The sequence below is a fragment of the Zeimonas sediminis genome (assembly GCF_023721795.1).
Classification (GTDB): domain Bacteria; phylum Pseudomonadota; class Gammaproteobacteria; order Burkholderiales; family Burkholderiaceae_E; genus Zeimonas; species Zeimonas sediminis.
The window spans coordinates 1,057,572-1,083,073 of sequence record NZ_JAMQYE010000001.1 but is presented as its reverse complement, the minus strand read 5'-3'; the positions used below and the strand labels follow the sequence as shown (position 1 = coordinate 1,083,073).

The 25,502-nt window shown below is 72.4% G+C and carries 21 protein-coding genes; 12 read left to right on the top strand and 9 right to left on the bottom strand.

Features of this window, described 5'->3' with window-relative positions; translation table 11 throughout:
• The first annotated feature begins 23 nt into the window (after positions 1–23).
• From M6I34_RS05015 to M6I34_RS05000, 4 genes are read left to right on the top strand one after another with little or no spacing between them, the layout of a single operon-like run.
• Complete coding sequence (locus M6I34_RS05015; protein ID WP_272484603.1) at positions 24–560, top strand: thiamine pyrophosphate-binding protein; 537 nt, start codon at positions 24–26, stop codon at positions 558–560.
• Between the two features lie 11 nt (positions 561–571).
• Complete coding sequence (locus M6I34_RS05010; RefSeq protein WP_336254419.1) at positions 572–1,165, top strand: thiamine pyrophosphate-dependent enzyme; 594 nt, start codon at positions 572–574, stop codon at positions 1,163–1,165.
• Between the two features lie 20 nt (positions 1,166–1,185).
• Positions 1,186–2,103 carry an NAD(P)-dependent oxidoreductase gene (locus tag M6I34_RS05005; protein ID WP_272484601.1) on the top strand — a complete coding sequence of 306 codons (918 nt, stop codon included), beginning with the start codon at positions 1,186–1,188 and terminating at the stop codon, positions 2,101–2,103.
• Positions 2,104–2,144: 41 nt separating this feature from the next.
• Positions 2,145–3,623: an aldehyde dehydrogenase gene (locus M6I34_RS05000; RefSeq protein WP_272484600.1), complete on the top strand. Its 1,479-nt coding sequence runs from the start codon at positions 2,145–2,147 to the stop codon at positions 3,621–3,623.
• Here M6I34_RS05000 and M6I34_RS04995 read toward each other — a convergent pair.
• The gene (locus M6I34_RS04995; RefSeq protein WP_272484599.1) at positions 3,580–4,275 is read right to left on the bottom strand and encodes a class I SAM-dependent methyltransferase; all 696 of its coding nucleotides are present in this window, start codon (positions 4,273–4,275) and stop codon (positions 3,580–3,582) included. The two genes, M6I34_RS05000 and M6I34_RS04995, sit on opposite strands and share 44 nt — an antisense overlap.
• Positions 4,276–4,510: 235 nt before the next feature.
• Here M6I34_RS04995 and M6I34_RS04990 point away from each other — a divergent pair, with 235 nt between their 5' ends.
• Positions 4,511–4,768 (top strand): hypothetical protein, encoded by a 258-nt coding sequence (locus M6I34_RS04990; RefSeq protein ID WP_272484598.1) that lies wholly within the window; start codon positions 4,511–4,513, stop codon positions 4,766–4,768.
• An 18-nt stretch (positions 4,769–4,786) separates the two neighbouring features.
• Here M6I34_RS04990 and M6I34_RS04985 read toward each other — a convergent pair whose 3' ends face one another.
• Entirely contained in the window at positions 4,787–11,071 is a 6,285-nt protein-coding gene (locus M6I34_RS04985; protein ID WP_272486608.1) for an excinuclease ABC subunit UvrA, read from the bottom strand.
• A 164-nt stretch (positions 11,072–11,235) separates the two neighbouring features.
• Between M6I34_RS04985 and M6I34_RS04980 the strand changes: the two genes are divergently transcribed.
• Both M6I34_RS04980 and M6I34_RS04975 read left to right on the top strand, forming a co-directional pair.
• On the top strand, positions 11,236–11,709 hold the full coding sequence (locus M6I34_RS04980; RefSeq protein ID WP_272484597.1) for a TM2 domain-containing protein: 474 nt from the start codon (positions 11,236–11,238) through the stop codon (positions 11,707–11,709).
• 20 nt (positions 11,710–11,729) lie between these two features.
• Positions 11,730–12,440, top strand: coding sequence for an alanyl-tRNA editing protein (locus M6I34_RS04975; protein WP_272484596.1), 711 nt, complete (start codon positions 11,730–11,732; stop codon positions 12,438–12,440).
• A gap of 102 nt (positions 12,441–12,542) precedes the next feature.
• Here the strand turns inward: M6I34_RS04975 and ypfH are convergent, their stop codons facing one another.
• The 3 genes from ypfH to pcaQ are packed head-to-tail and all read right to left on the bottom strand — an operon-like array spanning position 12,543 to position 15,033.
• Complete coding sequence (gene ypfH / locus M6I34_RS04970) at positions 12,543–13,286, bottom strand: esterase (RefSeq protein WP_272484595.1); 744 nt, start codon at positions 13,284–13,286, stop codon at positions 12,543–12,545.
• A 37-nt stretch (positions 13,287–13,323) separates the two neighbouring features.
• Complete coding sequence (locus tag M6I34_RS04965) at positions 13,324–13,998, bottom strand: histidine phosphatase family protein (protein ID WP_272484594.1); 675 nt, start codon at positions 13,996–13,998, stop codon at positions 13,324–13,326.
• Between the two features lie 54 nt (positions 13,999–14,052).
• Positions 14,053–15,033 carry a pca operon transcription factor PcaQ gene (gene pcaQ, locus M6I34_RS04960; RefSeq protein ID WP_272484593.1) on the bottom strand — a complete coding sequence of 327 codons (981 nt, stop codon included), beginning with the start codon at positions 15,031–15,033 and terminating at the stop codon, positions 14,053–14,055.
• 129 nt (positions 15,034–15,162) lie between these two features.
• Here pcaQ and pcaH point away from each other — a divergent pair, with 129 nt between their 5' ends.
• The 3 genes from pcaH to pobA are packed head-to-tail and all read left to right on the top strand — an operon-like array spanning position 15,163 to position 17,648.
• Entirely contained in the window at positions 15,163–15,870 is a 708-nt protein-coding gene (gene pcaH / locus M6I34_RS04955) for a protocatechuate 3,4-dioxygenase subunit beta (RefSeq protein ID WP_272484592.1), read from the top strand.
• Between the two features lie 4 nt (positions 15,871–15,874).
• Positions 15,875–16,459 carry a protocatechuate 3,4-dioxygenase subunit alpha gene (gene pcaG, locus M6I34_RS04950; protein ID WP_272484591.1) on the top strand — a complete coding sequence of 195 codons (585 nt, stop codon included), beginning with the start codon at positions 15,875–15,877 and terminating at the stop codon, positions 16,457–16,459.
• Positions 16,452–17,648, top strand: a complete 1,197-nt coding sequence (pobA, locus tag M6I34_RS04945) for a 4-hydroxybenzoate 3-monooxygenase (protein WP_272484590.1) — start codon at positions 16,452–16,454, stop codon at positions 17,646–17,648. The genes pcaG and pobA overlap by 8 nt, the downstream gene beginning before the upstream one ends.
• Positions 17,649–17,694: 46 nt before the next feature.
• On the opposite strand, the gene M6I34_RS04940 is transcribed toward pobA, so the two are convergent.
• The 4 genes from M6I34_RS04940 to M6I34_RS04925 form a co-directional block, all read right to left on the bottom strand.
• Positions 17,695–18,501 (bottom strand): universal stress protein, encoded by an 807-nt coding sequence (locus M6I34_RS04940; protein ID WP_272484589.1) that lies wholly within the window; start codon positions 18,499–18,501, stop codon positions 17,695–17,697.
• Between the two features lie 96 nt (positions 18,502–18,597).
• Positions 18,598–22,125 carry an ATP-binding protein gene (locus M6I34_RS04935; protein ID WP_272484588.1) on the bottom strand — a complete coding sequence of 1,176 codons (3,528 nt, stop codon included), beginning with the start codon at positions 22,123–22,125 and terminating at the stop codon, positions 18,598–18,600.
• On the bottom strand, positions 22,122–23,396 hold the full coding sequence (locus M6I34_RS04930; RefSeq protein ID WP_272484587.1) for a metallophosphoesterase family protein: 1,275 nt from the start codon (positions 23,394–23,396) through the stop codon (positions 22,122–22,124). The genes M6I34_RS04935 and M6I34_RS04930 overlap by 4 nt, the downstream gene beginning before the upstream one ends.
• 9 nt (positions 23,397–23,405) lie before the next feature.
• On the bottom strand, positions 23,406–24,380 hold the full coding sequence (locus M6I34_RS04925; protein WP_272484586.1) for a helix-turn-helix transcriptional regulator: 975 nt from the start codon (positions 24,378–24,380) through the stop codon (positions 23,406–23,408).
• Between the two features lie 99 nt (positions 24,381–24,479).
• Between M6I34_RS04925 and M6I34_RS04920 the strand changes: the two genes are divergently transcribed.
• Complete coding sequence (locus M6I34_RS04920) at positions 24,480–25,073, top strand: PaaI family thioesterase (RefSeq protein ID WP_272484585.1); 594 nt, start codon at positions 24,480–24,482, stop codon at positions 25,071–25,073.
• Between the two features lie 34 nt (positions 25,074–25,107).
• Positions 25,108–25,500, top strand: a complete 393-nt coding sequence (locus tag M6I34_RS04915) for a RidA family protein (protein ID WP_272484584.1) — start codon at positions 25,108–25,110, stop codon at positions 25,498–25,500.
• Positions 25,501–25,502: the final 2 nt, after the last annotated feature.

Below are 25,502 nucleotides of genomic sequence, written 5' to 3'. Positions count from 1 at the left end.
TCCCGGCCACCAGAAAAGCGCGAATGAGCACAGGAGACACGACTCCGCCGGCCTGGCAGGAGTCGATTTTCACCGTACTGAAGAGCGGGGGCGTGAAGCAGGTCTGCTACGTGCCCGACGCCGGCCACGCCCACGTGATCCGCCGGGTGCACGCCGATCCGGACATGCGCGGCATCGTGCTGACCACCGAGGAAGAGGGCGTGGCGCTGACCAGCGGCGCCTGGCTCGGCGGCCAGCGGGCGGTGCTGCTGATGCAGAGCAGCGGCGTCGGCAACTGCATCAACATGATGTCGCTGCTGCAGAGCTGCCGCTTTCCGTTCCTGACGCTGGTCACGATGCGCGGCGAGTACGCCGAGTTCAACCCGTGGCAGACGCCGATGAGCAAGGCCACGCAGGGGGCGATGGAACTGATGGGCATTCGCGTGCTCCGGGCCAGCCGCCCCGACGAGGTCGAGGACGTCGTCAGCGCCGCGCTCGACGCAGTCTTCGAGGCCGGCGAGCAGGTAGCGGTGCTGCTGTCGCAAAGCCTGATCGGCCGCAAGAAATGGGTGCGCAACTGATGGAAGCGAACGTGAACCGACCGGACGCTGCCGCGATCGACCGCCGCGAGTTCGTCGCGGCGCTGCTGGCCCGGCTGCCCGATGCGCTCGTGATCACCGGCCTGGGCTCGCCGACCTACGACGTGTTCGCCGCCGGCGACCGCAATCGCAACTTCTACCTGTGGGGCGCGATGGGCGGCGCCGCGGTCATGGGCCTGGGCCTGGCGATCGCCCGGCCCGACCAGCAGGTGCTGGTGATCACCGGCGACGGCGAGCAGCTGATGGGCATCGGCAGCCTGTCGACGATCGGCGCGCAGCAGCCGGGGAACCTGACCGTCGTCGTGCTCGACAACGGCCACTTCGGCGAGACCGGCATGCAGCGCAGCCACACCAGCCTGGGCACCGACCTGGCGGCGGTCGCGAAGGCCTGCGGCATCGGCAACGCGTTCCGGGTCGACGACATGAGCGGCGTCGAGCGGATCGCCGAGGCGGCGCTGGCGCGCGGCGGCGCCTGCTTCGCGCAGGTGGTGGTGAAGGCCGACGACCTGCCGCGCGCGCTGCCCTCGCGCGACGGCGTCTACGTCAAGAACCGGTTCCGGCAGGAACTCGGCCTCGAACCCCTCTGACTCCACCGCGAGAGATCGGCATGACGAGCAAGATCGGTTTCATCGGACTGGGCCGCATGGGGCGGCCCATGGCCTCGAACCTGCGCAAGAAGGGCTTCGAGCTGGTCGTCCACGACATCGACCGGCAGGCGGTAAACGCGCTGGTCGCGCTCGGCGCGAAGGCCGGCGCGAGCATCGCCGACATCGCCCGCGAGTGCCGGATCGTGATCACGATGCTGCCGACAAACCTCGAGGTCGAGGCGGTCGCGCTCGGGCCGGACGGCATCTTCGCGAACGCGGCGCCCGGCACGATCCTGATGGACATGAGCACGATCGACCCGCTGGCCACCGACCGGCTGAGCGCCGAGGCGGGTCGGCACGGCATGACCGTCGTCGACGCGCCTGTCGGCCGGCTGGCCGAGCACGCCGATCGCGGCGAGTCGCTGTTCATGGTCGGCGCGTCGGAGGCCGACTTCGCCACGGTGAAGCCGCTGCTCGAGGCGATGGGCACCGCGATCTACCACTGCGGCCCGGTCGGCACCGGCGGCCGCACGAAGCTGGTCAACAACTACGTCGCGGTCACGCTGTGCCAGGTCAACGGCGAGGCGCTGGCGCTGTCGCAGCGCTTCGGGCTCGACATCACCCGCACGCTGCAGGTGCTGTACGGCACCTCGGCCAGCAACGGCCAGCTGCGGATGAACTTCCCGAACAAGGTGCTGGCCGGCGACACCAGCCCGGGCTTCACGATCGACCTGGCCCACAAGGACATGTCGCTGGTCGTGGCCGCGGCGCACGCGGCGCGCGTTCCGATGCCGGTGGCCGCGGCGGTGCACGAGTCGTTCAGCCAGGCGCGGGCGGCCGAGTTCGGCAGGATCGATTTCTCGGGCATCGCCGACGTCATCTGCGAGATCGCGAAGATCGACAAGCCGCGCGTGCCCGAGGGCTGGAAGCCCGCCTGAGGCCCGACGAGATCCCGCGACGAGATCCAGGAGGAAACACGATGAAACGCTACCAGCTCCGCATCGCCGGCCAGTCCGTGGACCCGATCGGCGGCGAGTGGTTCCCCACACAGAACCCGTTCACCGGCGAGGCCTGGGCCGAGATCCCGCGCTGCGACGCGCGCGACGTCGATCGCGCGGTGCAGGCGGCCCACCAGGCGCTCACCGAAGGCCCCTGGGCCGAGATGACCGCCAGCCAGCGGGGCCTGCTGCTGCACCGCCTGGGCGACCTGATCGCGCGCGACGCGAAGAAGCTCGCGGCCACCGAGGTGCGAGACAACGGCAAGCTGATCGCCGAGATGCAGGGCCAGCTGAACTACGTGCCGCAGTGGTACTACTACTTCGGCGGCCTGGCCGACAAGATCGAGGGCGCGGCGCTGCCGCTCGACAAGAAGGGCTACTTCGCGTTCACCCGCAAGGAGCCGGTGGGCGTGGTCGCGGCGATCACGCCCTGGAACTCGCCGCTGCTGCTCGCGGCCTGGAAGCTCGCGCCGGCGCTGGCGGCCGGCTGCACCGTCGTGCTCAAGCCCTCGGAGTTCACGTCGGCGTCCTCGCTGGAGTTCGCCGAGCTGTTCGACGAGGCGGGCTTTCCGCCCGGCGTCGTCAACGTGGTCACCGGCTTCGGCAAGGACGTCGGCACGCCGCTGGTCGAGCACCCGCTGGTGCGCAAGGTCAGCTTCACCGGCTCGGACGCCACCGGTCGCATCATCAACGAGCAGGCCGCGCGCCAGTTCAAGCACGCGTCGATGGAGCTGGGCGGCAAGTCGCCGAACATCATCTTCGCCGACGCCGACCTCGAGCAGGCGGTGTTCGGCGCGATCTCGGGCATCTTCGCGGCCACCGGCCAGACCTGCATCGCGGGCTCGCGCCTGCTGGTCCAGGACAGCATCTACGACCAGGTGGTCGAGAAGCTCGTGGCGCTGGCGAAGACCGCGCGGATGGGCGACCCGATGAGCATGGAAACCCAGGTCGGTCCGGTGACCACGCCGCCGCAGTACCGCAAGATCCTCGACTACATCCAGGTCGCGAAGGACGACGGCGCGAAGCTGCTGCTGGGGGGCGAGCCCGCCAGCCGGCCGGAGTGCGGCAAGGGCTGGTTCGTGGAGCCGACGATCTTCGGCGACGTGGAGAACGACATGCGGATCGCGCAGGAGGAAGTGTTCGGCCCGGTGCTGTCGATCATCCGCTTCAGCGACGAGGCCGAGGCGGTCCGGATCGCCAACGACGTGCGCTTCGGCCTGGCGGCCGCCGTGTGGACCAGCGACATCGGCCGGGCGATCCGGATGTCCGAGAAGCTGCAGGCCGGCACGGTCTGGGTCAACACCTATCGCGCGGTCAGCTACATGGCGCCTTTCGGCGGCTACAAGGACTCCGGCATGGGCCGCGAGAACGGCCAGGAGGCGATCCGCGAGTACCTGCAGAACAAGACCGTGTGGATCAACAGCGGGGCGGTGGCGGGCAATCCGTTCGTGATGCGCTGAGCGGCTGCGCGGGCAGGCGCCAGGACGCCGCCCAGTAGTACTGCCACACCCGGTACTCGAAGGCCTCGCACAGGCCGGCGGTGAGCTGCCGCAGCTCCGCCTCGGTCGGGAAGTTCTTCAGCACGCGGTGGGTCGAGCCGTCGGCGAGCGTGCGCAGCTGCCAGATGTCGCCCGCCTCGTCGGGTTCGCCGATCGGCGTGCTGCTGCCCTCGACGTAGAGGTTGTCGAGCACGACGACGAGCGCGCCCGGCGCGAGCGCGGCGTGCAGGCCGAGCAGGAAGTCGCGCAGCCTGCGCCTCGGCACGTGCGAGATCCAGAAGCCGGCGAAGCTGCCGTCGAACGCCGAGTCGAAGCGCGGCAGCGCGTAGGCGTCCGCGACCCGGAACTCGACCTTCTCCTTCGGCACCCTTGCGGCGGCGATGCGCAGGGTTTCCGGCGCCGCGTCGATCGCGACCACCCGAGCGGCGGCAGGCGCGAGGAACCGGGTCCAGTAGCCGGTGCCGCAGGCGATCTCGAGCACGCGCCTGCCGGCGAAAGCGGTCGGCAGCCAGGCCTCGATCTCGCGCAGGTCGCGCTGGCGCTCCGGCTTGAGGTAGATCCGGTCGTATTCCGGGGCCCGGGCCGCGTAGTAGTCCTGCATCGGGTCGTTCACAGTCTCTCTCCGCGCTGCGCGAGCGTTGACCGGCTCGGAAGGGGGTTTTCTCACTTTCCACGCCGGCCGGCAAGCGCTCCGCCCGAGTCCGGCCGGGGCGCAGCCCCGACCGCGTGGCCGCCGCGGGACCGACGTCGACCCGGCCGCCGGACCGACTGCGCGGGCCGTTCGTCGGGCCCGCGTTCATGACGGGCGCGCGTCGCAAGATGCTGGAGGGCATGACAAGAGGTGCGACATGAACAAGCTCGCGATCGCGTCCGTTGCCGGACTGCTGGCCCTGGGCATTGCGGGCGCGCAGGCCCAGTCCGGCCAGCCCGCCGGCGACGCGCGGGCCGCAAGCTCGACGGCGGGCCCGGCGGACGCGAAGCCGGCCTCGGCCGCGGCGGCCGGGACCAAGCGCTCGCGCCCGGCGCGCCACCAGATGGACCTGCGCTACTGCCTCGACCGGGGCTCGAACGAGGCCATCGCGAAGTGCGCGGAGGTCGGCCGCTGACGCGGTCGCCGCCGGCTTCTAGCCGCCCATGAACGCGCGCAGCGCGCGGGCGGTGTGGGTCACGCCGCGGGCCGCCAGCTCCGTCGGGCTTCCGGCCGCGACGATCCTGCCGCCCCCGGCGCCGCCGTCGGGTCCCAGGTCCAGGATCCAGTCGGCCTCGGCCCAGATGTCGAGGTTGTGCTCGACCACGACCAGCGTATTGCCGGCCTCGACCAGCCGGTGCAGCACCCGGATCAGCTTCTCCACGTCGGCCATGTGCAGGCCCACGGTCGGCTCGTCGAGCACGTAGAGCGTCTGCGGCGGCGGCGGCAGGGTCTTGCCCTCTGCCAGCGCCTTCGCGCGGGCCCGCGCGATCCGCGGATCGTCTTCGCTGCCTTCGCTGCGAGTGCGCACCTTCGCGAGTTCGGTGACCAGCTTGATCCGTTGCGCCTCGCCGCCCGACAGCGTCGGGCTGGGCTGGCCGAGCGTCAGATAGCCGAGGCCGACGTCCTGCAGCAACTTCAGCGGATGAGCGATCGACGGATGGGCGGCGAAGAACCCGACCGCCTCGTCGATGTCCATCGCCAGCACGTCGCCGATGCTCTTGCCGCGCAACTGCACGTCGAGCGTCTCGCGGTTGAAGCGCCGGCCGCGGCAGACGTCGCAGAGCACCTTCACGTCGGGCAGGAAGCTCATCTCGATCGTCTGCACGCCCTGTCCCTCGCAGGCCTCGCAGCGTCCGCCGGCGGTGTTGAAGCTGAATCGCCCGGGCCCCCAGCCGCGGATCCGCGCCTCGCTGGTGTCGGCGAACAGCCGCCGGATCGCGTCCCAGAAGCCGACGTAGGTCGCCGGGCACGAGCGCGGCGTCTTGCCGATCGGGGTCTGGTCGACCTCCAGCACTCGGGTGATGCCTTCCCAGCCCTCGATCGCCTGCACGCCGGCCAGCGGCGGGGCGGCCTTGCGCTGGTTGCGGGCGTGGACCTGGGCCGCGACGTTGGCGAGCAGAACGTCGCGGGCGAGCGTGGACTTGCCGGAGCCCGACACGCCGGTGACGACGGTCAGCCTGCGCAGCGGGATCCTCGCGCTGACGTGCCGCAGGTTGTGCAGGTGGGCGCCGCGCAGCGCCAGCCAGCCCGGGCCGGCGCGCGCCGCGCTCTCGTTGCGCGCCGAGGCCGACGCGCCCGGCGTGGCCGATGCACTCGGCTCGTCGGGCGGGGGCAGCGCCCTGGGCGGATTCAGCGGATGCGCCAGCGGCTGCGCGAGGAAGCGGCCGGTCAGGCTGTCCGGGTGCCTGGCCAGCTCCTCGTGGTGGCCGGTCGCGATGATCCGGCCGCCGAGCTTGCCGGCCCCCGGTCCGATGTCGATCACGTGATCCGCGCGGCGGATCGTGTCCTCGTCGTGCTCGACGACCAGCAGCGTGTTGCCCTTGTTGCGCAGCGCCTCGAGCGTGTCGAGCAGGATCCGGTTGTCGTGCGGATGCAGGCCGATCGTCGGCTCGTCGAGCACGTAGCAGACGCCCTGCAGGTTCGAGCCGAGCTGCGCTGCCAGGCGGATGCGCTGGGCCTCGCCGCCAGACAGCGTGGGCGCGGCCCGATCGAGCGTCAGGTAGGACAGGCCCACGTCGGACAGGAAGGCGAGGCGCGAGCGGATCTCGGCGAGCACGTCGCGGGCGATCTCCTGCTCGCGGCCGGCGAAGCCGACCTGCTTCAGCCACCTCGCGCAGTCGCCGACCGGCATCGCGGTCAGCTCGGCGATCGACAGGTCGAGCAGCTTGACCGCCAGCGCCGTGCGGTTCAGGCGACGGCCCGAGCAGGCGGGGCAGGGCTCCTCGAGCGCGCCGGCGGCCTCGCCGGATCCGGCCGCCTCGCTCCCGGCCCGGTCGGCGACCTGGTCGGCCAGCCGCTCGGCCATCGCGCCGATCGCCTCGGTGCTCGAGTCCTCGTCCGGGCGCCGCCTGGGGTCGAGCTCGGGAACGTAGGGCAGCTTGACGCCGGTGCCGATGCAGGACGGGCACCAGCCGATCTTGGAGTTGAACGAGAACATCCGCGGATCCGGCTCGGGGAAGCTGGTGCCGCAGGACGAGCAGGCGCGCTTCGTCGAGAACAGCCGGGTCTCGAGCGCCGCGGAAGCCTGGCCGTATGCGTCCGCGTCGCCGTTCTCTGCGGCGGCGCGCAGGCCGTCGAGCGGCGCCGCGACCATCACGATGCCCTTGCCGAGTTCCAGCGCCCGCGCGAGGGCCTCGCGCAACCGGGCCTCGTTCGCGGCATCGACGACCAGGTCGGCCACCGGCAGCTCGATGTCGTGCTCGACGTAGCGGTCGAGGCGCGGAAACCTGTCGGTGGGCAGGAAGCGGCCGTCGACGCGCAGGTGGCCGAAGCCCTTGGCCTTGGCCCACTTGGCCAGGTCGGTGTAGACGCCCTTGCGCGCCACGACCAGCGGCGCGAGCAGCCCGACGTGCCGGCCGCGGTAGTCGCGCAGGATCCGCGCGGCGATCGCGTCGAAGCTCTGCGGCTCGATCTTCGTGCCGCAGTCGGGGCAGTGCTGCTGGCCCAGCTTCACGTAGAGCAGGCGCAGGAAGTGGTAGATCTCGGTCAGCGTGGCCACCGTGCTCTTGCGGCCGCCGCGGCTGGTGCGCTGCTCGATCGCCACCGTGGGCGGGATGCCGAACACGCCGTCGACGTCGGGCCGGGACGAGGGCTGCACGAACTGCCGCGCGTAGGCGTTCAGCGACTCGAGGTAGCGGCGCTGCCCCTCGCCGAACACGACGTCGAAGGCCAGCGTGGACTTGCCCGAGCCGGACACGCCGGTGATCACGGTGAGCTTGTCGCGGGGGATCTCGACGTCGATGTTCTTCAGATTGTGCTCGCGGGCGCGGTGAACGAAGATCGCTTCGCGGGCGCGGTCCCGCAGGACGCTTTGCAGCGACGGACCGGGGGCGGGCTCCCGCGCTTCGAGGCTGGCTTCGGTGTGCGCGTGGCCGGTGAATTCCAGTTCTGAGACAGCCCCCGGCTGTCTCAGCTCCCCGATACTCGCTTGGTTGGACGGCCCACCCGGTCCGGCCATGTCGGCCTGTGGTGCGGCCTCGAAGCGCGGGAGCCCGCCCGAATCTGTCGCTGCGCCGCTAGCCGACACCAATCCAGTTGTCGGCGTCGTCGCTGCGTCGCTGGCCGTGAGCGGGACCGCGCCCGCGAAGCGATCTTCGTTCATCGCTTTCGCGTACTCGGCCAGGGCCTTGCCGGTGTGGGTTCGCGCTTCGCCTGCCAACTCCTCCGGGGTGCCGGTGGCGACGACCAGGCCGCCGGCGTCGCCGCCTTCGGGGCCGAGGTCGATCAGCCAGTCGGCGGCGCGGATCAGGTCGAGGTTGTGCTCGATGACGAGCAGCGAGTGGCCGGCGGCGAGCAGCTTGCGGAAGGCGCGCAGCAGCTTCGCGACGTCGTCGAAGTGCAGGCCGGTGGTCGGCTCGTCGAACATGAACAGCGTGCCGCGGCGGCCGGCCCTCGCGAAGGCGTGGCCGGGGGCGGCGGTGGCGGTCAGGCCCTGGCTGGCAGCCTCGGCGAGGAAACCGGCGAGCTTCAGGCGCTGGGCCTCGCCGCCCGACAGCGTGGGCACCGGCTGGCCGAGGCGCAGGTAGTCGAGGCCGACGTCGGCCAGCGGCTGCAGACGGGCGCGGACGTCGTGCTCGCCTGCGAAGACCGCCAGCGCCTCGTGCACGGTGAGCTCGAGTACCTCGGCCACCGATCGCTCCCGGCCGTCGCGGCCGGCGATCGTCACCTCGAGCACCTCGGGGCGGAAGCGCTTGCCGTCGCAGTCGGGGCAGCGCAGGTACACGTCGGACAGGAACTGCATCTCGACGTGCTCGAAGCCGTTGCCGCCGCAGGTCGGGCAGCGGCCGTCGCCGGCGTTGAAGCTGAAGGTGCCGGCGGTGTAGCCGCGCTCCTTCGACAGCTCGGCCGCGGCGAAGCGCTTGCGGATCGGGTCGAAGGCGCCGACGTAGCTGACCGGGTTGCTGCGCGCGGTCTTGCCGATCGGCGACTGGTCGACGAAGACGACGTCGCCGATCCAGTCGTCGCCGAGCAGCCGGTCGTGCGCGCCCGGCGACTCGGTGGGCTTGCCGCGCGCCTTCAGCAGCGCCGGCAGCAGCACGTTCTGCATCAGCGTCGACTTGCCGCTGCCCGACACGCCGGTCAGGCAGACCAGCCGTTCGAGCGGGATCTCGACCGACACGTTCTTCAGGTTGTGCTCGCGCGCGCCCTCTAGCACCAGCCGCTTCGTGGACGGACCGACCGGCTGCGGCCGGCCGTGGTCGACCTTCCTGCGGCCCGACAGGTAGTCGCCGGTCAGCGTGTCGGCGGCCCGCAAGTCTCGCGGATTCCCGTCGAACACCACCCGGCCGCCGCGCTCGCCGGGGCCAGGGCCGATGTCGATCATCCGGTCGGCGGCGAACATCACCTGAGGGTCGTGCTCGACGACGACCAGCGAGTTGCCCGCATCGCGCAGCCGCTGCATCACCTCGATGACCCGGTTCATGTCGCGCGGGTGCAGGCCGATCGACGGCTCGTCGAGCACGAACAGCGTGTTGACCAGCGAGGTGCCGAGCGCGGTGGTCAGGTTGATCCGCTGCACCTCGCCGCCCGACAGCGTGCGCGACTGCCGGTCGAGCGTCAGGTAGCCGAGGCCGACCTGCTGCAGATAGCGCAGCCGGGCGCGCGTCTCGGTCAGCAGCAGGTCGGTCGCCTCGTCGAGCGGAGCGGGCAGCTTCAGCGAGTCGAAGAAGCCGGCGACCCGGTCGATCGGCAGCAGCATCAGGTCGTGAATCGACAGCCCGTCGATCGCCTCGAGCTGCGCCTCGCTCCAGTCGACGCCGGCCGGCTGGAAGCGCGCGTATGCCACCCGATCCGAAGCCACGGAAGAGTGAGCGGACGGCCCAGTGGGCGCTTCGCGTGCCGCCGCCCCTCCGGCCTCGCTCGACGCAGGCACGCCAAGCGCCCGCTCGGCCTCCGCGAACGACCCGACCCGCCAGAGCAGCGCATCCGGCTTCAGCCGCGCGCCGCGGCACACGGTGCACGGCGTGTACGACCGGTACTTCGACAGCAGCACCCGGATGTGCATCTTGTACGCCTTCGACTCCAGCCAGTCGAAGAAGCGCCGGATGCCGTACCACTGGGTCTGCCACTTGCCGGTCCAGTCGTCGCCGCCCTCGATCACCCAGCGCTTCTGGGCCTCGGTGAGGTCCCGCCAGGGCACGTCCATCGGCACGCCCACGGCCGGCGCGTACTTGCGCATCTCGCGCTGGCATTCCTTGAAGCTCTCGGTCTGCCAGGGCTTGACCGCGCCTTCGGCCAGGGTCTTGCCCTCGTCCGGGATCACCAGGCCGAGGTCGATGCCGATCACCCGGCCGAAGCCTCGGCAGGCCTCGCAGGCGCCGAGCGGCGAGTTGAACGAGAACAGGCTGGGCAGCGGGTCGGCGTACGCGATGTCGCAGTCGGCGCAGTGCAGGCCGGTGCTGAAGCGCCAGCGGGCGGACTCGTTGCCCTCGTCGTCGAGCACGTGCACCGACATCCGGCCGTGCCCGCGGGCCAGCGCGTTTTCGACCGAGTCGGCGACTCGCGATGCCTCGACCGAGCCGAGCCGGAAGCGGTCCTGCACCACGTGCAGCAGCACGGTTTCCTGCGCGGCCGCGCTCTTCGCGCTGCGGCCCTTCCCGCCACCGGCGGCCTTGTCGCCACGCGCCTTGGCCGGACCGGCGTCGCCGGGCGCGGCGGCGACTCGCTCGGTCGCCTGGATCCGCGTGTAGCCCTGCGCCTCGAGGTGCGCGCGGATCTCGTCCTCGCCGAAGTTGGCCGGCACGTTCACCGGGAAGGACACGACCAGCCTGGGGTCGCCGGCCGCGGCCGCCCGGGCCGCCATCTCGGCGCGCACGCTGGCCACCGTGTCGCGCCTGACCGGCCGCGCGCAGCGGCGGCAGTGCAGTTGCGCCGCCCGCGCGAACAGCAGCTTCAGGTGGTCGTTGAGCTCGGTCATCGTGCCGACGGTCGAGCGCGAGGTGCGCACCGGGTTCGTCTGGTCGATCGCGATCGCCGGCGGCACGCCCTCGATCCGGTCGACCTGCGGCTTGTCCATCCGGTCGAGGAACTGCCGGGCGTAGGCCGAGAAGGTCTCGACGTAGCGGCGCTGTCCCTCGGCATAGAGCGTGTCGAAGACCAGCGAGGACTTGCCCGAGCCGGAGACGCCGGTGACGACGACCAGCTCGCCGGTCGGGATGTCGAGGTCGACGTTCTTCAGGTTGTTCTGCCGGGCGCCGCGGATGCGGATCGCCTGGCGAATCACCGATTGCAGTGGCCGGCCGGCCTCGTCCGAGGCGGCGTTGGGAGAGTCTTGCAGCATGGGTGCGCGGGGCCGGGAATGGGCGATCGGCGGGGTGGGGCAGGGCCGATACGAGGATGCGTTCGAGTCTAGCAGGGCGGGCGCATCGGCTAGACTTTCGCCCCATGAATCCGACTTCCTCCGGCGGCCCCGCCGCGGCAGGCTCCCCCGGTCCGCGGGGAGCGCGGCCTCATCTGTCGAAACCCCTGGCCGGCGCGCTGGCGCTGTGCTTCGGCTGGGCCGGCGCCCACCGGCTCTACCTCGGCTCGCGCATCTGGTGGCTGTACCCGGCGATCGCGATGCCGGCGATGGGGCTCGCGATCGCGGCCGGCGGCGACGCCTGGTTCCGCCACCCGGGCTTCTTCCTGGCCTCGCTGGTGCAGCTGGTCGCGATGCTCGAGGCGATCCTGATCTCGCTGACGCCGGACGAGAAGTGGGACGCCCGCCGCAACCCGGCTTCCGGCATCGCGTCGGCGAACCGCTGGGCGCCGGTGTTCGTGGCGATCCTGTCGCTGATGCTGGGCGCCACGCTGATGATGTCGGTGCTGGCGATCGCGCTCGAGGCCTGGTTCGACGCGATCCGCGCCGGCCGGATGTGACCGCTCCTTCGAACGAATCCATGACCACCGAACTGCTGTTTCGCGACGACGCCTACCTGAAGTCCTGCACCGCCCGCGTGACCGCGGCGACCGAGCGGGGCTACGAGCTCGACCGCACGGTCTTCTACCCGATGGGCGGCGGCCAGGCCGGCGACACCGGCTGGCTGCGCCGGGCCGACGGCGTGTCGGTGCGGATCGCCGACACGCGCAAGGGCGAGGGGCTGGACGTCGTGGTGCACGTCCCCGAGGCCGGCGCGCCCGCGCTCTCGGTCGGCGACGAGGTCACGGCCGAGATCGACTGGGACCGCCGCTACGCGATGATGCGCATCCACACCTGCCTGCACGTGCTGTCCTGCGTGGTGGTCGCGCCGGTCACCGGCGGCAACATCGCGCCCGACAAGGGCCGGCTCGACTTCGACATCGACATGATCCTGCTCGACGCGGAGAAGATCGAGCGCGAGGTCAACGAGTTGATCGGGCGCGCGGTCGACACCGAGACCGTGTGGATCACCGACGAGGAGCTCGACGCCAAGCCGGAGCTGGTCAAGACGATGAGCGTGCAGCCGCCGCGCGGCTCGGGTCGCGTGCGCCTGCTGCGGATTCCCGGCATCGACCTGCAGCCTTGCGGCGGCACTCACGTGCGCAACATCGGCGAGATCGGGCGGGTGAGGGTGCTGAAGATCCGCAGCGAGGGCAAGAAGAACAGGCGGGTCGAGATCGGCTTCGCCTGAGAGCGTGCGAACAAATCTACTGCGCGGCCCGATCTCGCACCTGCGATGCTCGCCGTACTCCTGCGTACGGCTGCGCTTCTCGGCGCGACCTCGGGCCGCTCGCTACGATTTCTTCACACGCTCTGTTCCGGTCGCGCGCATCGCGGCAGCCCAGTGGCGCTTCGGGATGTGGGTCCTGAGGCGCTCGATCAGCAGGTCGGCGATCCGGTCGTCGACCGCATGCCCCGCGGCCGGAATCACGTCGGCGATCACGTCGCCGCCCAGCGCGACGATCCGCTCGGCGGCGGCCACCGTGTGCGCGCAGGGCACGACCTCGTCGGCCTTGCCGTGCAGCATGTAGAAGGTGGCGTCGGCCGGAACGCGATCGGGCAGGCGCGCGAAGCGGCCTGCGATCGACACGACCCGCCCGGCGGGCGCCTCGCGCTCGCCGGCGCACTCGAGCGCCATCGTCGCGCCCTGCGCGAAACCGACGACCGCGGTCGCCTCGGGGGCGACCCCGGCCACTTCCTGCCAGTGCCGGATCGTCGCGAGGAAGCAGGGCATTGCCGCGGCCACGCGCCCGGACCGGGCCGGACCGTCCGGATCCTCGTCGGCGAACCATTCCCTCCCGGTTTCCGACGCGCTGGTCTCGGGCGCGCCGACGCTGACGACGAAGGCCTGCGGGAACTCGGCCGCCAGCCGGCGGGCGAGCGGCAGCATTTCCGAGGGGTCGGCGCCGGCTGCGTGGAACAAAAGGATCAGCTGTCCGGGGCGGCCGGCCGGCCTCTGGACGATCGTCGCGAGGGCCGGCGGCGCGGGCTCGGGCGCCGAGGCAGCAGAATGGCGGGCGTCGGGCGAGCCGGTCATTTCGGCATCCTCGCGGGGCAGTGGACCTGTCTGGCCGTCAGGCGAAGGTGATCGCCTCGCGGCGCTCGGGCCGCATCAGGTGCGGGATCGCGTTGAAGCTCAGCATCCGCATCCCGCCGCCACCGGCGATCAGCTCGCAGAAGCCGGTGTTGCGGAACTGCAGGTTGAACTCGATCGCGACCTTCGACGGGCTGCCGACGATGCCGGCGATCGCCCGGCCGATCGCGCCGCCCGAGCTGACGACCAGCAGCGCGTCCTCGCGCGTGGCGTCGCGCGCGGCCTCGTCGAGCGCCTCGCGGACCCGCGCGCCGAACTCGCCCCAGGTCTCGGGAACGCCGGTGAGCCGGTCGTCGGCCCAGGCTTCCATCGCTTCGCGGAAGGTCCGCCAGTAGCCCTTGTAGTCGGCGCGCTGGTGGGCGATCGGGTCCTGGCCGCCGGTGTGCGCGCTCCAGATCGCCTCGGCGCGATATTCGTCGAGCCCGGGATGGGTGAGGATGGCCCCGGGATCGCCGCCGGTCGCCGCGAGGATCTCGCGCGCGGTGTCCTGCTGGCGCAGCAGCGTGCCGGCCAGCACGCGCCGGAAGCGGATGTCGTGTTCGGCGAACCATTCGCCGAGCCAGCGCGCCTGGCGGCGGCCGAGCTCGGAGAGCCGGTCGTAGTCGTGGCTGCCGAAGGAGGCCTGGGCGTGACGGACGAAGTAGACGAGGGCCATCGGGTCGGTCGTGTGAGGAAGTGAGGAGGTGGCCGGCGCGGCGCGAGGCCGACATTATCCCCGAGCGGTCGCGGCTTCCCTTCGGGCGGCTGCCTCGTCCCCGCGTGCGGCCGCTTCATCCCCGCGGGCGGCAGCCGCTTCCCGGATCGCGGCGATCACACGCCTGGCGGTCGGGCCGATCGGCCCGGCGCTTCGCAGCACCAGCCCGACCGGTTCCTCGGTGCCCGCCGTGTCGATGCCCAGGCGCACCAGGCGGCCCGCGCGCAACTCGGGCTGCACCGCCGCGAGCGAGGCGAACCACACCGCGCCTCGCTCGGCCAGGGCCCGCGCGAGCGACACCGACAGCGTCTCGACCGCGAGCGGCGGGGCCCCGAGCCCGTGCGCGGCCAGCAGGCTGTCGGCGGCCTGGCGGATCATCGTGTCGGGCAACGGCAGCACGACCGGGTGCGCGAGCACCCGCGCCAGCGACGGCTTCGCGTCGCCGGCCAGCGGATGATCGGGGCGCACCGCCAGCACCAGCGGCTCGGCGAACAGGTGCTCGAAGGCGAGGCCTGCCATGCGGTCCGGCTCGCTGAGCCGGCCGAGCACGAGCTCGAGCCGGCCCTCGCGAAGCCGCGCGAGCAGCTCGGCGTTGCTGCCGGTCTCGATCCGCAGGTCGATCGGCAGGCCGGCGGCGCGCAGGCGGTCGACCACATCGGGAACCAGCGAGGGCGCCAGCGTGGGCAGCGCGCCGATCGCGATCCGGGTGCGCACCGCGGTCGCCCGCGGCCCGATCTCGGCCAGGCCCTCGCGCAGCGTGGCCAGGCTCGTCGAGACGTGGGGCAGCAGCCGCTCGGCTTCGCGCGTTGGCGCCGCACCGCGCCGGCCCCGCTCGAAGAGCCGCAGTCCGAGCACGTCCTCGAGTTCCCGGAGGGTCTTCGAAACCGCCGGCTGGCTGACCGCGAGCGACTCTGCCGCCCGTCGCAGGTTGCGGTGCTGCATCACCGCCACGAAGCAGTTCAGGTGGCGCAACTTGATCCGGCCGTCCAGTTCCATGACGAAATGTTATCGAAAACTTGAAGGAAGGTTGATTTACATGAGCAGTCGTCCGGTTCAGAATCGACCGGCTCGACCAGGGGCCGGCATCCATGCCCGAGCCCCGGCACCGCTCACGGAGACTCCCCGATGACGTCCGACAAGCCGCTCGGCCCGCGCGACTGGGCAAGCCATCCCGCTTACATCCATCCGCCGTACAAGTCGACCGTGCTGCGCGGCCCGACGAAGCCGCTGGTGCCGCTCAAGCCGGCGCTGGCCGAGCTCGCGGCGCCGGTCTACGGGCACGACGACCTCGGCCCGCTCGACCACGACCTGACCCGCAACGCGCGCCGCAACGGCGAGCCGCTCGGCGAGCGGATCATCGTGACCGGCCGCGTGCTCGACGAGGGCGGCAAGCCGGTGACCGACACGCTGGTCGAGATCTGGCAGGCGAACGCTGCCGGCCGCTACGTGCACAAGGTCGACCAGCACGACGCGCCGCTCGACCCGAACTTCCTCGGCGCCGGGCGCTGCCTGACCGATTCCGAAGGCCGCTATCGCTTCATGACCGTGAAGCCGGGCGCCTATCCGTGGGGCAACCACCCGAACGCCTGGCGCCCCAACCACATCCACTTCTCGCTGTTCGGCAGGCACTTCGCCACCCGGCTGGTCACGCAGATGTACTTTCCGGGCGATCCGCTGCTCGCCCACGACCCGATCTTCCAGGGCACGCCCGAGCACGCCCGCGACCGGCTGATCTCGCGCTTCTCGCTCGACGTGACCGAGGCCGACTTCGCGCTCGGCTACGAGTTCGACATCGTGCTGCGCGGCCGCGGCGAAACCCCCATGGAGCGCTGAGCCGATGAGCCTGAAGCAGACCCCCTCGCAGACCGTCGGCCCCTATTTCGCCTACGGGCTCACCGGCACCCAGTACGGCTACCCGCTGCGCAGCCTGTTCGGCCCGGAGCTCGCTCGGGCAGACACGCCGGGCCAGCACATCCGGATCGTCGGGCAGGTGCTCGACGGACACGGCAACCCGATCAACGACGCGCTGGTCGAGCTGGCCCACGCCGACGCGTCCGGCCGCTGGCCGGCCACCGCCCAGGAGGTCGCGGCCAGCGGCTTTCGCGGTTTCGGCCGCATGGGCACCGGCACCGAGGCCGACAACCGCTTCGAGTTCCGCACGGTCAAGCCGGGCGCGGCATCGAGCGGCGAGGCGCCGTTCGCGCTGGTGATCGTCACGATGCGCGGCATGCTGAGCCACGCCTTCACCCGGATCTACTTCGACGACGAGCCGGCCAACGCGATCGACCCGGTGCTGTCAGCCGTGCCGGCCGAGCGGCGACACACGCTGGTCGCCCGCCGCGCCGACGACGCGGCCGGGGTCGCGTATCGGTTCGACATCCGCATGCAGGGCGACGACGAAACGGTGTTCTTCGATGTCTGAAAAGGGTTCCTCCACGCGCGTGCAGGTCGCGATCGTCGGCGCCGGGCCGGCGGGGCTGCTGCTCGGCCAGCTGCTGCACCGCGCCGGGATCGACACGGTCATCCTCGAGCAGCGCAGCGCCGAGTACGTGCTGTCGCGGATCCGCGCGGGCGTGCTCGAGCAGGGCACGGTGGACCTGCTCGACGAAGCGGGAGTGGGCCGCCGGCTGCACGCCGAGGGGCTGGTCCACGGCGGCATCGAGCTGTGCTTCGACGGCCGGCGCCACCGGATCGACATGCAGGGCCTGACCGGCAAGACCGTGACCGTGTACGGTCAGACCGAGGTGACGCGCGACCTGATGGACGCGCGGGCCGCGGCCGGCGCGAAGACCGTCTACGAGGCCGAGCAGGTGAGCCTGCACGATTTCGACGGCGACTCGCCGAGCGTTCGCTACCGGAAGGACGGCGTCGAGCACGAGGTCCGCTGCGACTTCATCGCCGGCTGCGACGGCTTCCACGGGGTCAGCCGCGCGAGCGTGCCCTCGGGCGCGATCGAGACCTACGAGCGGGTCTACCCGTTCGGTTGGCTCGGCATCCTGGCCGACGTGCCGCCGGTGTCGCACGAGCTGATCTACGCGAACCACGAGCGCGGCTTCGCGCTGTGCAGCATGCGCTCGCCCACGCGCAGCCGCTACTACGTGCAGTGCTCGCTCGAGGACCGGGTCGAGGACTGGTCGGACGATCGCTTCTGGGAAGAGCTGAAGCGCCGGCTCGACCACGAGGCGGTCGCGAACCTGGTCACCGGGCCGTCGATCGAGAAGAGCATCGCGCCGCTGCGCAGCTTCGTGGCCGAGCCGATGCGCTTCGGCCGGCTGATGCTCGCCGGCGATGCGGCGCACATCGTGCCGCCCACCGGCGCGAAGGGCCTGAACCTGGCCGCGAGCGACATCCACTACCTGTCGCGCGCGCTGATCGATCACTATCGCAGCGGCACCATGCGCGAGATCGATCACTACTCGGCGCGCTGCCTGCGGCGCGTCTGGAAGGCGGTGCGCTTCTCGTGGTGGATGACCTCGATGCTGCATCGCTTCCCGGACACCGGCGAGTTCGGCCAGAAGATCCAGGAAGCGGAGCTCGACTACGTGGTCGGGTCGCAGGCCGCCTCGACCGCGCTGGCCGAGAACTACGTGGGCCTGCCCTTCGAGACCTGAACGCAGAGCGCGCCAGGAAACCCCGCGCGTTCTGGAGGAAGGCGGCTCAGGGGATGCGGGTGAGCACCGGCACGCCGCTGTCGCGCAGGCACTGCGCGGTCACGCTGCCGGCGACCACGGTCTTCAGCGCGCTGCGGCCGTGCGTGGCCATGGCCAGCATCGCGTCGCCGAGGCTGCGAACGAACTGAGGGATCGCCTCCTTGGGGTCGCCGTGCAGCGTCTCCCAGCTGGTGGCCACGCCGTAGCACTGCGCGATGTCCTGCGCGCGGCCGTGAACGTAGCTCGATTCCTGCACGTCGCCGGCCGGAATGCCGGCGTCGATCCTCTGCCTCGGATCGAGCACCGAGACGACCAGCACCCGCGCCCCCAGCCACTTCGCGAACTCGGCCGCCTGCGGCACCATCGACTCGGATTCCGGGCTGCCGTCGAGCGGCAGCACGACCCGGCCGATCTTCGGGGCCCCCGCGTCGGCGGCCTTCGCGTGGGGCCGGTACACGAGCAGCGGGCCGCGCATCTCGCGCAGGACCTCGAGCGCCACGCTGCCGAAGATCGCCTCGGCCGCGCCGCTGCGGCCGTGCGAGGTCAGCGCGACCAGCGTGCCCGGCACCCGTTCGGCCTCGGTGCGGATCGCGTCGGCTACCTCGCCCCTGGCGACGACGCAAAGCCCTTCGCCGCCGATGCCGGAGGCGAGCCGCTCGACCTGCTCCCGCGCGTCGGCCTGGTCGACCGGGTCGGACACGATGCGCAGCAGGGTGAGGCCCGCGCCGGACGCCCTGGCGATGGCGCTCGCGTGCGGGATCATCTGCTCCGCGAACTCGGAGCCGTCGACGGGAACCAGGATTCGGGTGTACATGAGCCGACCTCGGCTGGCGGGTTTGCGATTTCGTCAGTCTAGGGTCGGCCGGCGCAGCGCGGTTTGCGCTCGCGCAAACCGCGGGCGCTGCCCGGGTCACGGCTCGCCGAGCTCGACGATCGTCAGGCGGTCGGGCGCGAGCGTCGCGCGGGCGAGCTCCGCCAGGTGCCGGTGGTGCGTGAACACGATGGCCTGGCCGGCTTCGGCGAAGTCGGCGATCGCCTCCAGCATCCGCGCGGCGCGCGCGTCGTCGGAGGTCATCAGCACGTCGTCGAGGACGACCGGCAGGTCGATGCCGGCCTCGCGCCTCAGCCCGAGGGCGGCGAGCCGCAGCGACAGGTAGAGCTGGTCGCGGGTGCCTTCGCTCATCGCGTCCACGTGAACCAGCCGGCCGCCGCGTCGCTCGGCGAGAAGAACCGGGCGATCGGCGGCCGAGTCGTCGGCGACCAGGCGCGCGAACTCGCCGCCGGTCATTCGCTCGAACAGCGCGGTCGCCGCTCGCAACATCGGTCCCTGCGCGCGCTCCCGGAAGCGCCGGGTCGCCTCGGCGAGCAGCGCGTGCGCAAGCCGCGAGCGCATCCACGCGGGCATGTCGGCCCGGATGCGCGCCGCGGCCTGTTCCATCGCCTCGCGGGCGGTCGCCGCGGTGTCGGCGCCGTCGATCGCGCGCAGCGCGTGGCGGGCGGTTTCCTCGTCGCGGCGGGCGTCGCGCAGCGCGTCCTCGAGGCCCGCCAGGTCGCGCGCGCACTGCGCCTCGTCGGCATCGAGCCGGCCCGGCTCCAGCCCGGCGAGGTGCTCGCGCAAGGCCTCGATCGGCCGGCGCGAGGCCTGCGCGAGTTGCGCGCTCGCGCGGTCGAAGGCGGCCTGCGCCTCGCGCTTGCGCTGGGCGCGCGCCTCGGCCTCGGGAAGGGCGGCGGGCGACGCCACGCCCGCGGCCTCGCACAGGCGCGCGAAGGTCGCCTCGTGTCGAGCGATCGCGGCCCGTTGCCGCTCCAGGATCTCCTGCGCGCCCGCGAGCGCCTGGCTGGCCAGCGCATGCTCGCGGGCCGCCGCCTCGGCCTCGTCCAGGCGGGTCGCGAGGCGCTCGACATAGATGCGCAGGTCGGCCGGGGTTTCGTCGCCGAGCGCCGTCGCGAGCGAGCCGGTGGCACCTTCGAGCAGGGCCAGCGATTCGCGCGCGCGATCCAGGCCGGCCTCGGCGGCCAGCGCGCGGTCGCGGGCGGCGAGCAGCGTGTCGAACTCTTCGAGCCGGGCCCGGATCACGGCCGGGGTCGCGTCGGGCGCCAGCATCAGCGCCGAGAGCGGTTCGCGCAGCGCCTCGCGCGCCTCGCCAAGCGCCTCCCGCAGCGCCGCCTCGCGAGTGGCGCGCAGCTGGCGCTGCTGCTCGCGCTGGGCGCGCTGCCCGCGCTCGGTGTCCAGCCGCTTCTCGGCCTGGCGGCAGCGCTCCTCGATCTCGTCGGCGAGCGCGGCGAGCGTGTCGACGCCCGCGTCCGCGGGCGGGGCGGCAAGGCCGGTCCCGAGGATCGCCTCGCGCAGCGAGGCGGCGAGGCGCTCGGCCAGCGCGATCGCCGCTTCGCGCTCGTCGACAAGGGCCTGCAGGGTCTCCTGGGCGCGCCTGAGCTGCGCGAGCCGCGCTTGCCAATCTCGCAGCGCGGCCGGGGGCAGGTCGGGCAGGCCGGCATCGGCCAGCGCGCGTCGCCAGCGCTCGGCGCGCTCCGCCTCGCCCAGCGCGATCGCCTCGAGCTGCCGGCGCAGATCGCCGGCGTCGCGATCGAGTTTCGCAATCTCGCGCTGGCAGGCCTGCAGTTGCGCGGCGCGCTCGTGGTCGGCGGCCAGCGCGTCGGCGATCAGGTCGGCCTGGGCGACGGCTTCCTCGTACGCGCGCGGCAGCGGGCGGCCGCCGGTGAACGCCTCGATCGACGGCGACGCCGCTTCGATCGTCCGTTCCACGCAGGTGCCGAGGATGAGCCGCCAGCCTTCGTCGCGCCGCGCGCGAGCGGCCGCGACCTGGTCCTGCGTGGGCACTTCGCCGCCGGCCAGCACTGCGTCGCGTCGCGCGACTTCCTCGCCGCGCGCCTCGGCGATCCGGGCCAGGCGATGCTCGTGCTCCTCGCGGCGCGTGGCATCGCGCCGCTCGGCGCTGATCTCCTCGTCGATCCGGGCGTCGAGCAGCGGGCGCGCCTTGCGCAGCGCGGCCTCGTCGGGCAGGCCGGCATCGGCGAGCGCGGTGGCCAGCGCGCGTCGCGCCGCCTCGACCTCGGCGGGCAGCCCGGCGAGCCTCTGCAGCTGCGGTTCGTGGCGGGTCAGCGCCGAGCGCGCGGTGCGCAGCGCGATGCGGCTTTCGGGCGAAGGCAGCCGTGCGTCTTCCGGGGAGTCCGGCGACGGGGCTTCCGCCGCCTCGTCCGCCCGGTGCTGCGCGAGCGCGTCCTCGGCGCGCTCGAGGGCCCGGACCGCCTGCTCGATGCCGGTCCGGCGGGCGGCATCGGGCGCGCGCGCGAGCACTGCGTCGACGCCGGCGAGAGGGTCGAGCCGGCTCGCGAGCGCCTCGATCCGCCGCGACTCCGCGGCGAGCTCGGCGCCGGCCGCCGCGAGCTCGGCGCGGTAGCGGTCGATCGCCTCGGACGACGCGATCAGCCGCCGCACCGCCGGCGCCACGTCGAGGACCGCGCGGTCGACCGCGAGCCCGGCCAGTCGCCGGCGCTGTCGCTCGGCCTCGGCCGCCGCGGCGTCCGCGTCCTCGCGCGCGGTCGCGAGCCCGGACTCCGCCGCCGCGCGCTCGCCCGCGGCGGTCTCGGCCAGCAGCGGCGCGTCGCGCAGCGCGTCCAGCACTTGCCCCGCATGATCGAGGGTCGCCAGCAGCGGGGCGACCGCGCGCAGCTCGCCGATCAGCTGCAGCCGGGCGAGCAGCTCGCGCTGTCGCGCCTCCAGCCCGGCCAGCGCGTCGGCGGCGGCGCGGTGCTTCTTCGAGAGCTCGGCCCACTGCGAGGGTCGCACCAGCGCCTGCCGAAATGCCGCCTGGCTCTCGTCGAGCGCGCGCAGCGCCTCGTTGATCCGTGCGTTGCGCCCGCGCGCGCCGGGCATGAAGAAGCGGCGCGCGGACTGGTCGATCCGCTCCAGGATTCGCGGGATGCTGCGCACGCCGGCGCTGGCCTCGAACAGCGCGGCGCCGATCTCGCCCTCGCCCTCGAGCAGGGCCCGGCCGCCTTCGCGCAGCCGCCGGTGGTCGAGCGCGAAGCCGGTCTCGTACTCCGCCCGGTCCAGGCCGCTGGTAAGCAGCGACTCGAGCTCGGGAGGCGCCGGCTCGACCAGCGGCGCGGCCGGGTCGGCGAAGTCGGTCAGGAACAGCGTCGGCGCGCGCCCCTTGCGGCGAAGCAGCGCGTGGCGGCGTCCCGAGCGGTCGACGAACTCGCCTCCGACCCGCATCTCCGGATGGGGGTGGACGAAATTGTCGGCGCTCTGCTGGGGGATGCCGAAGCGCAGGTCGGTCATCGCGCGCAGCGCCGACGACTTGCCCGCCTCGTTCGGGCCGTGCACCAGCACCAGGCCGCGCGCCTCGGGGCCGAAGTCCAGCACCCGGTCGGTGAAGGGCCCGAATGCCTTCAGGTGCAGCCGCAGCAGCCTCATCGGTCGTCGCCCCCCGGCGCTTCGCTGGCGAGCTGCGCGAGAACGGTGGCCTCGGCATCGCCGAGCAGCGCCCGGATCGACGCGGGGTCGAGCGACCTGGGGTCGGCATCGGCGAGCGAGGCGGGCAGGGGCCCGAGCTCGTCGAGCTGCGCCAGCACCCAGGCCCTCATCGATTCGTCGTCGGCCGACAGCGCGTCGACCAGGCGAACCACCTCGCCGACCGCGTCGTCGCGCTGCGCGACCGCGCCGCGGTCCATCGGCGAGCGCAGCGCGAGGCGCACGGTCTCGATCCAGACGTCGGCCCCGTCGATGTCCTGCGCGGCGGCCTGGATCGCCGCGGCGATCGTGCCGGGCTGCTCGGCCTCGACCCGGTGCAGCGGCGACTCCCCTTCGACGACGACGCGGACCGCGTGCAGCCGGTCGCGCGCCTCGGCCGCCAGCGAGGCGCCGAGCTCGCGGAAGCGCCGGGCCAGCGCCTCGACGCCGGCCAGCCCGCCGGCATCGAGGCTCACCCGGTGCCAGCGCACGACGTCGAGCGCGACGAACTGCGCCGACGTGATCGCGCCGTGCTCGACGACGACCAGCTCGCATCCCTTCGGCCCGGTCTCCCTCGCGTTGCGGCCCTGCAGGTTCCCGGGGAACACGATGCGCGGCGAGGCTTCGCGCACGACCTCGCGGGCGTGCACGTGGCCGAGCGCGAAGTAGTCGTAGCCCTTGGCCGCGAGCGCGTCGGGCGTGGTGGGGGCGTAGGGGTCGTGCCCCTCGCGGCCGGTCAGGCTGGTGTGCAGCAGGCCGATGTTGAAGCGCCCCGGCAGCGGGTCGGGATAGAGCGGGACCAGGTCCTCGGGCACCGCGCGGTTCGGGAAGCTCCTGCCGTGCACCGCCGCGCCGAGCTCGGGCAGGTCGACCGTTTCGCTCTTCATCGAGCTGAACACGTGCACGCCCTCGACTTCGGGCAGCTGGCGAGTGATCTGGCTCTCGGCGTCGTGGTTGCCCTTCACGACGAACACGCGGATCCCGGCGCGCGCCAGGCGCAGCATCTGCTCGCGGAAGAACAGCCCGGTGCGGAAGTCGGCCCAGTCGCCGTCGTAGATGTCGCCGGCGAGCAGGACCAGAGCGACCCGCTCGTCGATCGCGAGATCGACCAGCGCGACCAGCGCCTGCCGCGTCGCGCCGCGCAGCCGCTCGACCGGCGCGCCCTCGTAGGCGTCGAGGCCGCGCAGCGGGCTGTCGACGTGCAGGTCGGCGGCGTGGATGAAGGCGAAACGCAAGGGCGCTCCTCAGCGATAGGCCGCCGCCGCGGCGGCGAGGCGTTGCGCGATCCGCTTGCGCAGTCCGTCGGGCGCGAGCACCTCGACCTCCTCGCCGTGCCGCAGGATGTCCATCTCGAGCTCGGGCGACTGCGAGTACGGCACGCGCAGCTCGTAGCGGCCGTCGTCGAGCTCGGCGCCCTGCTGCTGCGGGTGCCAGACTTCGGCGCGCACCCAGCGGGCCGCGTCGGCCGAGAAGCGCAGCACCGCCCAGCGCAGCCGGGTGCCGCGATAGATGCCGTAGCCGGAGCCGAGTTCGGCCTCGACGGTGCGCAAGGACAGGTCGCGCGCGCGCCGGTCGATCAGCCGCGCGTCTTCCACTGCGTCGAGGGCGAACACGCGCAGCGATTCGCTGCGATGGCACCAGCCGTCGAGGTACCAGGCGTTGCGATAGTGGACCAGGCGCTGCGGCGAGACTTCCCGCACGCTGCGCGCGTTGCGCGAGCGGGTGAAGTACGCGATCTCGATCCGCTGGCGCTTGACCAGCGCGCTGCCGATCACCTCGAAGCGCACCGGCGGCACCGGCCGGTTCTGCGCCGGGATCAGCCTGACGCGGCGGATGATCTCGTCGGGATCGCCCTCGGCCGTGCCGAGCAGGGCCTTGAGCCGGGCGATCAGCGGCGCGATCTGCGGCCCCAGCATGCCGCCGGTGTCGAGCTCCTCGAGCATCCGGTGCATCGTGAGCAGCGCGAGGATCTCGCGGTCGTTGAACCAGAGCCCGGGCAGCTCGTACTGGGGGCCGGTGGTGGCGCCGCCGGCGAAACAATAGCCGCGGCGGTCGCGGTCCCAGACGATCGGCGCGTTCAGCCGCTCGCGCAGGTAGGCCAGGTCGCGCTTGAGCGTGGCCCGCGAGACCTCGAGCTCGCGCATCAGCTCGTCGAACGGGACCGTGCCGCGCTGGTTGATCAGCTGGTCGATCCGGTAGAAGCGCTCGGTCTGGTTCATCGACGGTAAAGGGATTCCCGCGCGGGTTCGGGGCAAGACCGAAGTCTATGCCAGCGACGAAAGTGGTATATACGGGGCAGTTTCAAGGAAATCGAACCCATGGATCCGACGCCGCAGCAATCCGGCGACCAGGCCGGCGACGCGTCCGGCGACGACAGGGCGGCGACGATCGATCGCTGGCTCGCCCGCGAGCGCGAGGTGCGCCTGCTGCTCGCCCAGCCCGGCAAGATCCCGCTCGAGGAGATCGCGAAGACGTCCGGCCTCGAGTTCCTGCGTCGGATCGGGCGCGGCGAGCTGCCGTCGGCGCCGATCTTCCAGGCGCTCGACTACGTGCCCGTCGAATGCGAGGAAGGGCGGATGGTCTTCCAGGGCACGCCCAAGGCCGACTACTACAACCCGATCGGCTCGGTGCACGGCGGCTACATCGCCACGCTGCTCGACTCGGCGGTCGCGTGCGCGGTGCAGACCATGCTGCGCAGGGGCTTCGGCTACACGACGCTGGAACTCAAGCTCAACTACGTCCGGCCGCTGACCGACCGGACCGGCCCGGTGCGCGCCGAGGGCCGGGTGATCAGCGTGTCGCGGCAGATCGGCACCGCCGAGGGGCGGCTGGTCGACGCTGGCGGCAAGCTCTACGCGCACGCCACCACCACCTGCCTGATCTTCCCGTTGCCGCAGGAAACGATCGGCTAACATCGGCGCAGTCCACAGCCAACGGAGTCCGCCGATGCCCCGACAGATCGTTGCCACCCAGGAAGCGCCCGCCGCGATCGGCCCGTACTCGCAGGCGGTGCGCGTCGGCGACACCGTGTGGCTGTCGGGCCAGATTCCGCTCGACCCTGCCACCGGGCAACTGGTCGACGGCGACTTCCCGGCGCAGGTCGAGCGCGCCTTCCAGAACCTGGCGGCGGTGGTGCGGGCAGCCGGCGGCACGATGGACCAGGTGGTCAAGCTCACGCTCTTCCTGACCGACCTGGGCCAGTTCGGCACGGTCAACGAGATCATGCAGCGCCACTTCAGGGCGCCGTACCCGGCCCGCTCGACCGTCGGCGTGGCCAGCCTGCCGCGCGGCGCGCAGTTCGAGGTCGAGGCGGTGCTGGCGCTCGAGCAACTCGTCTGACG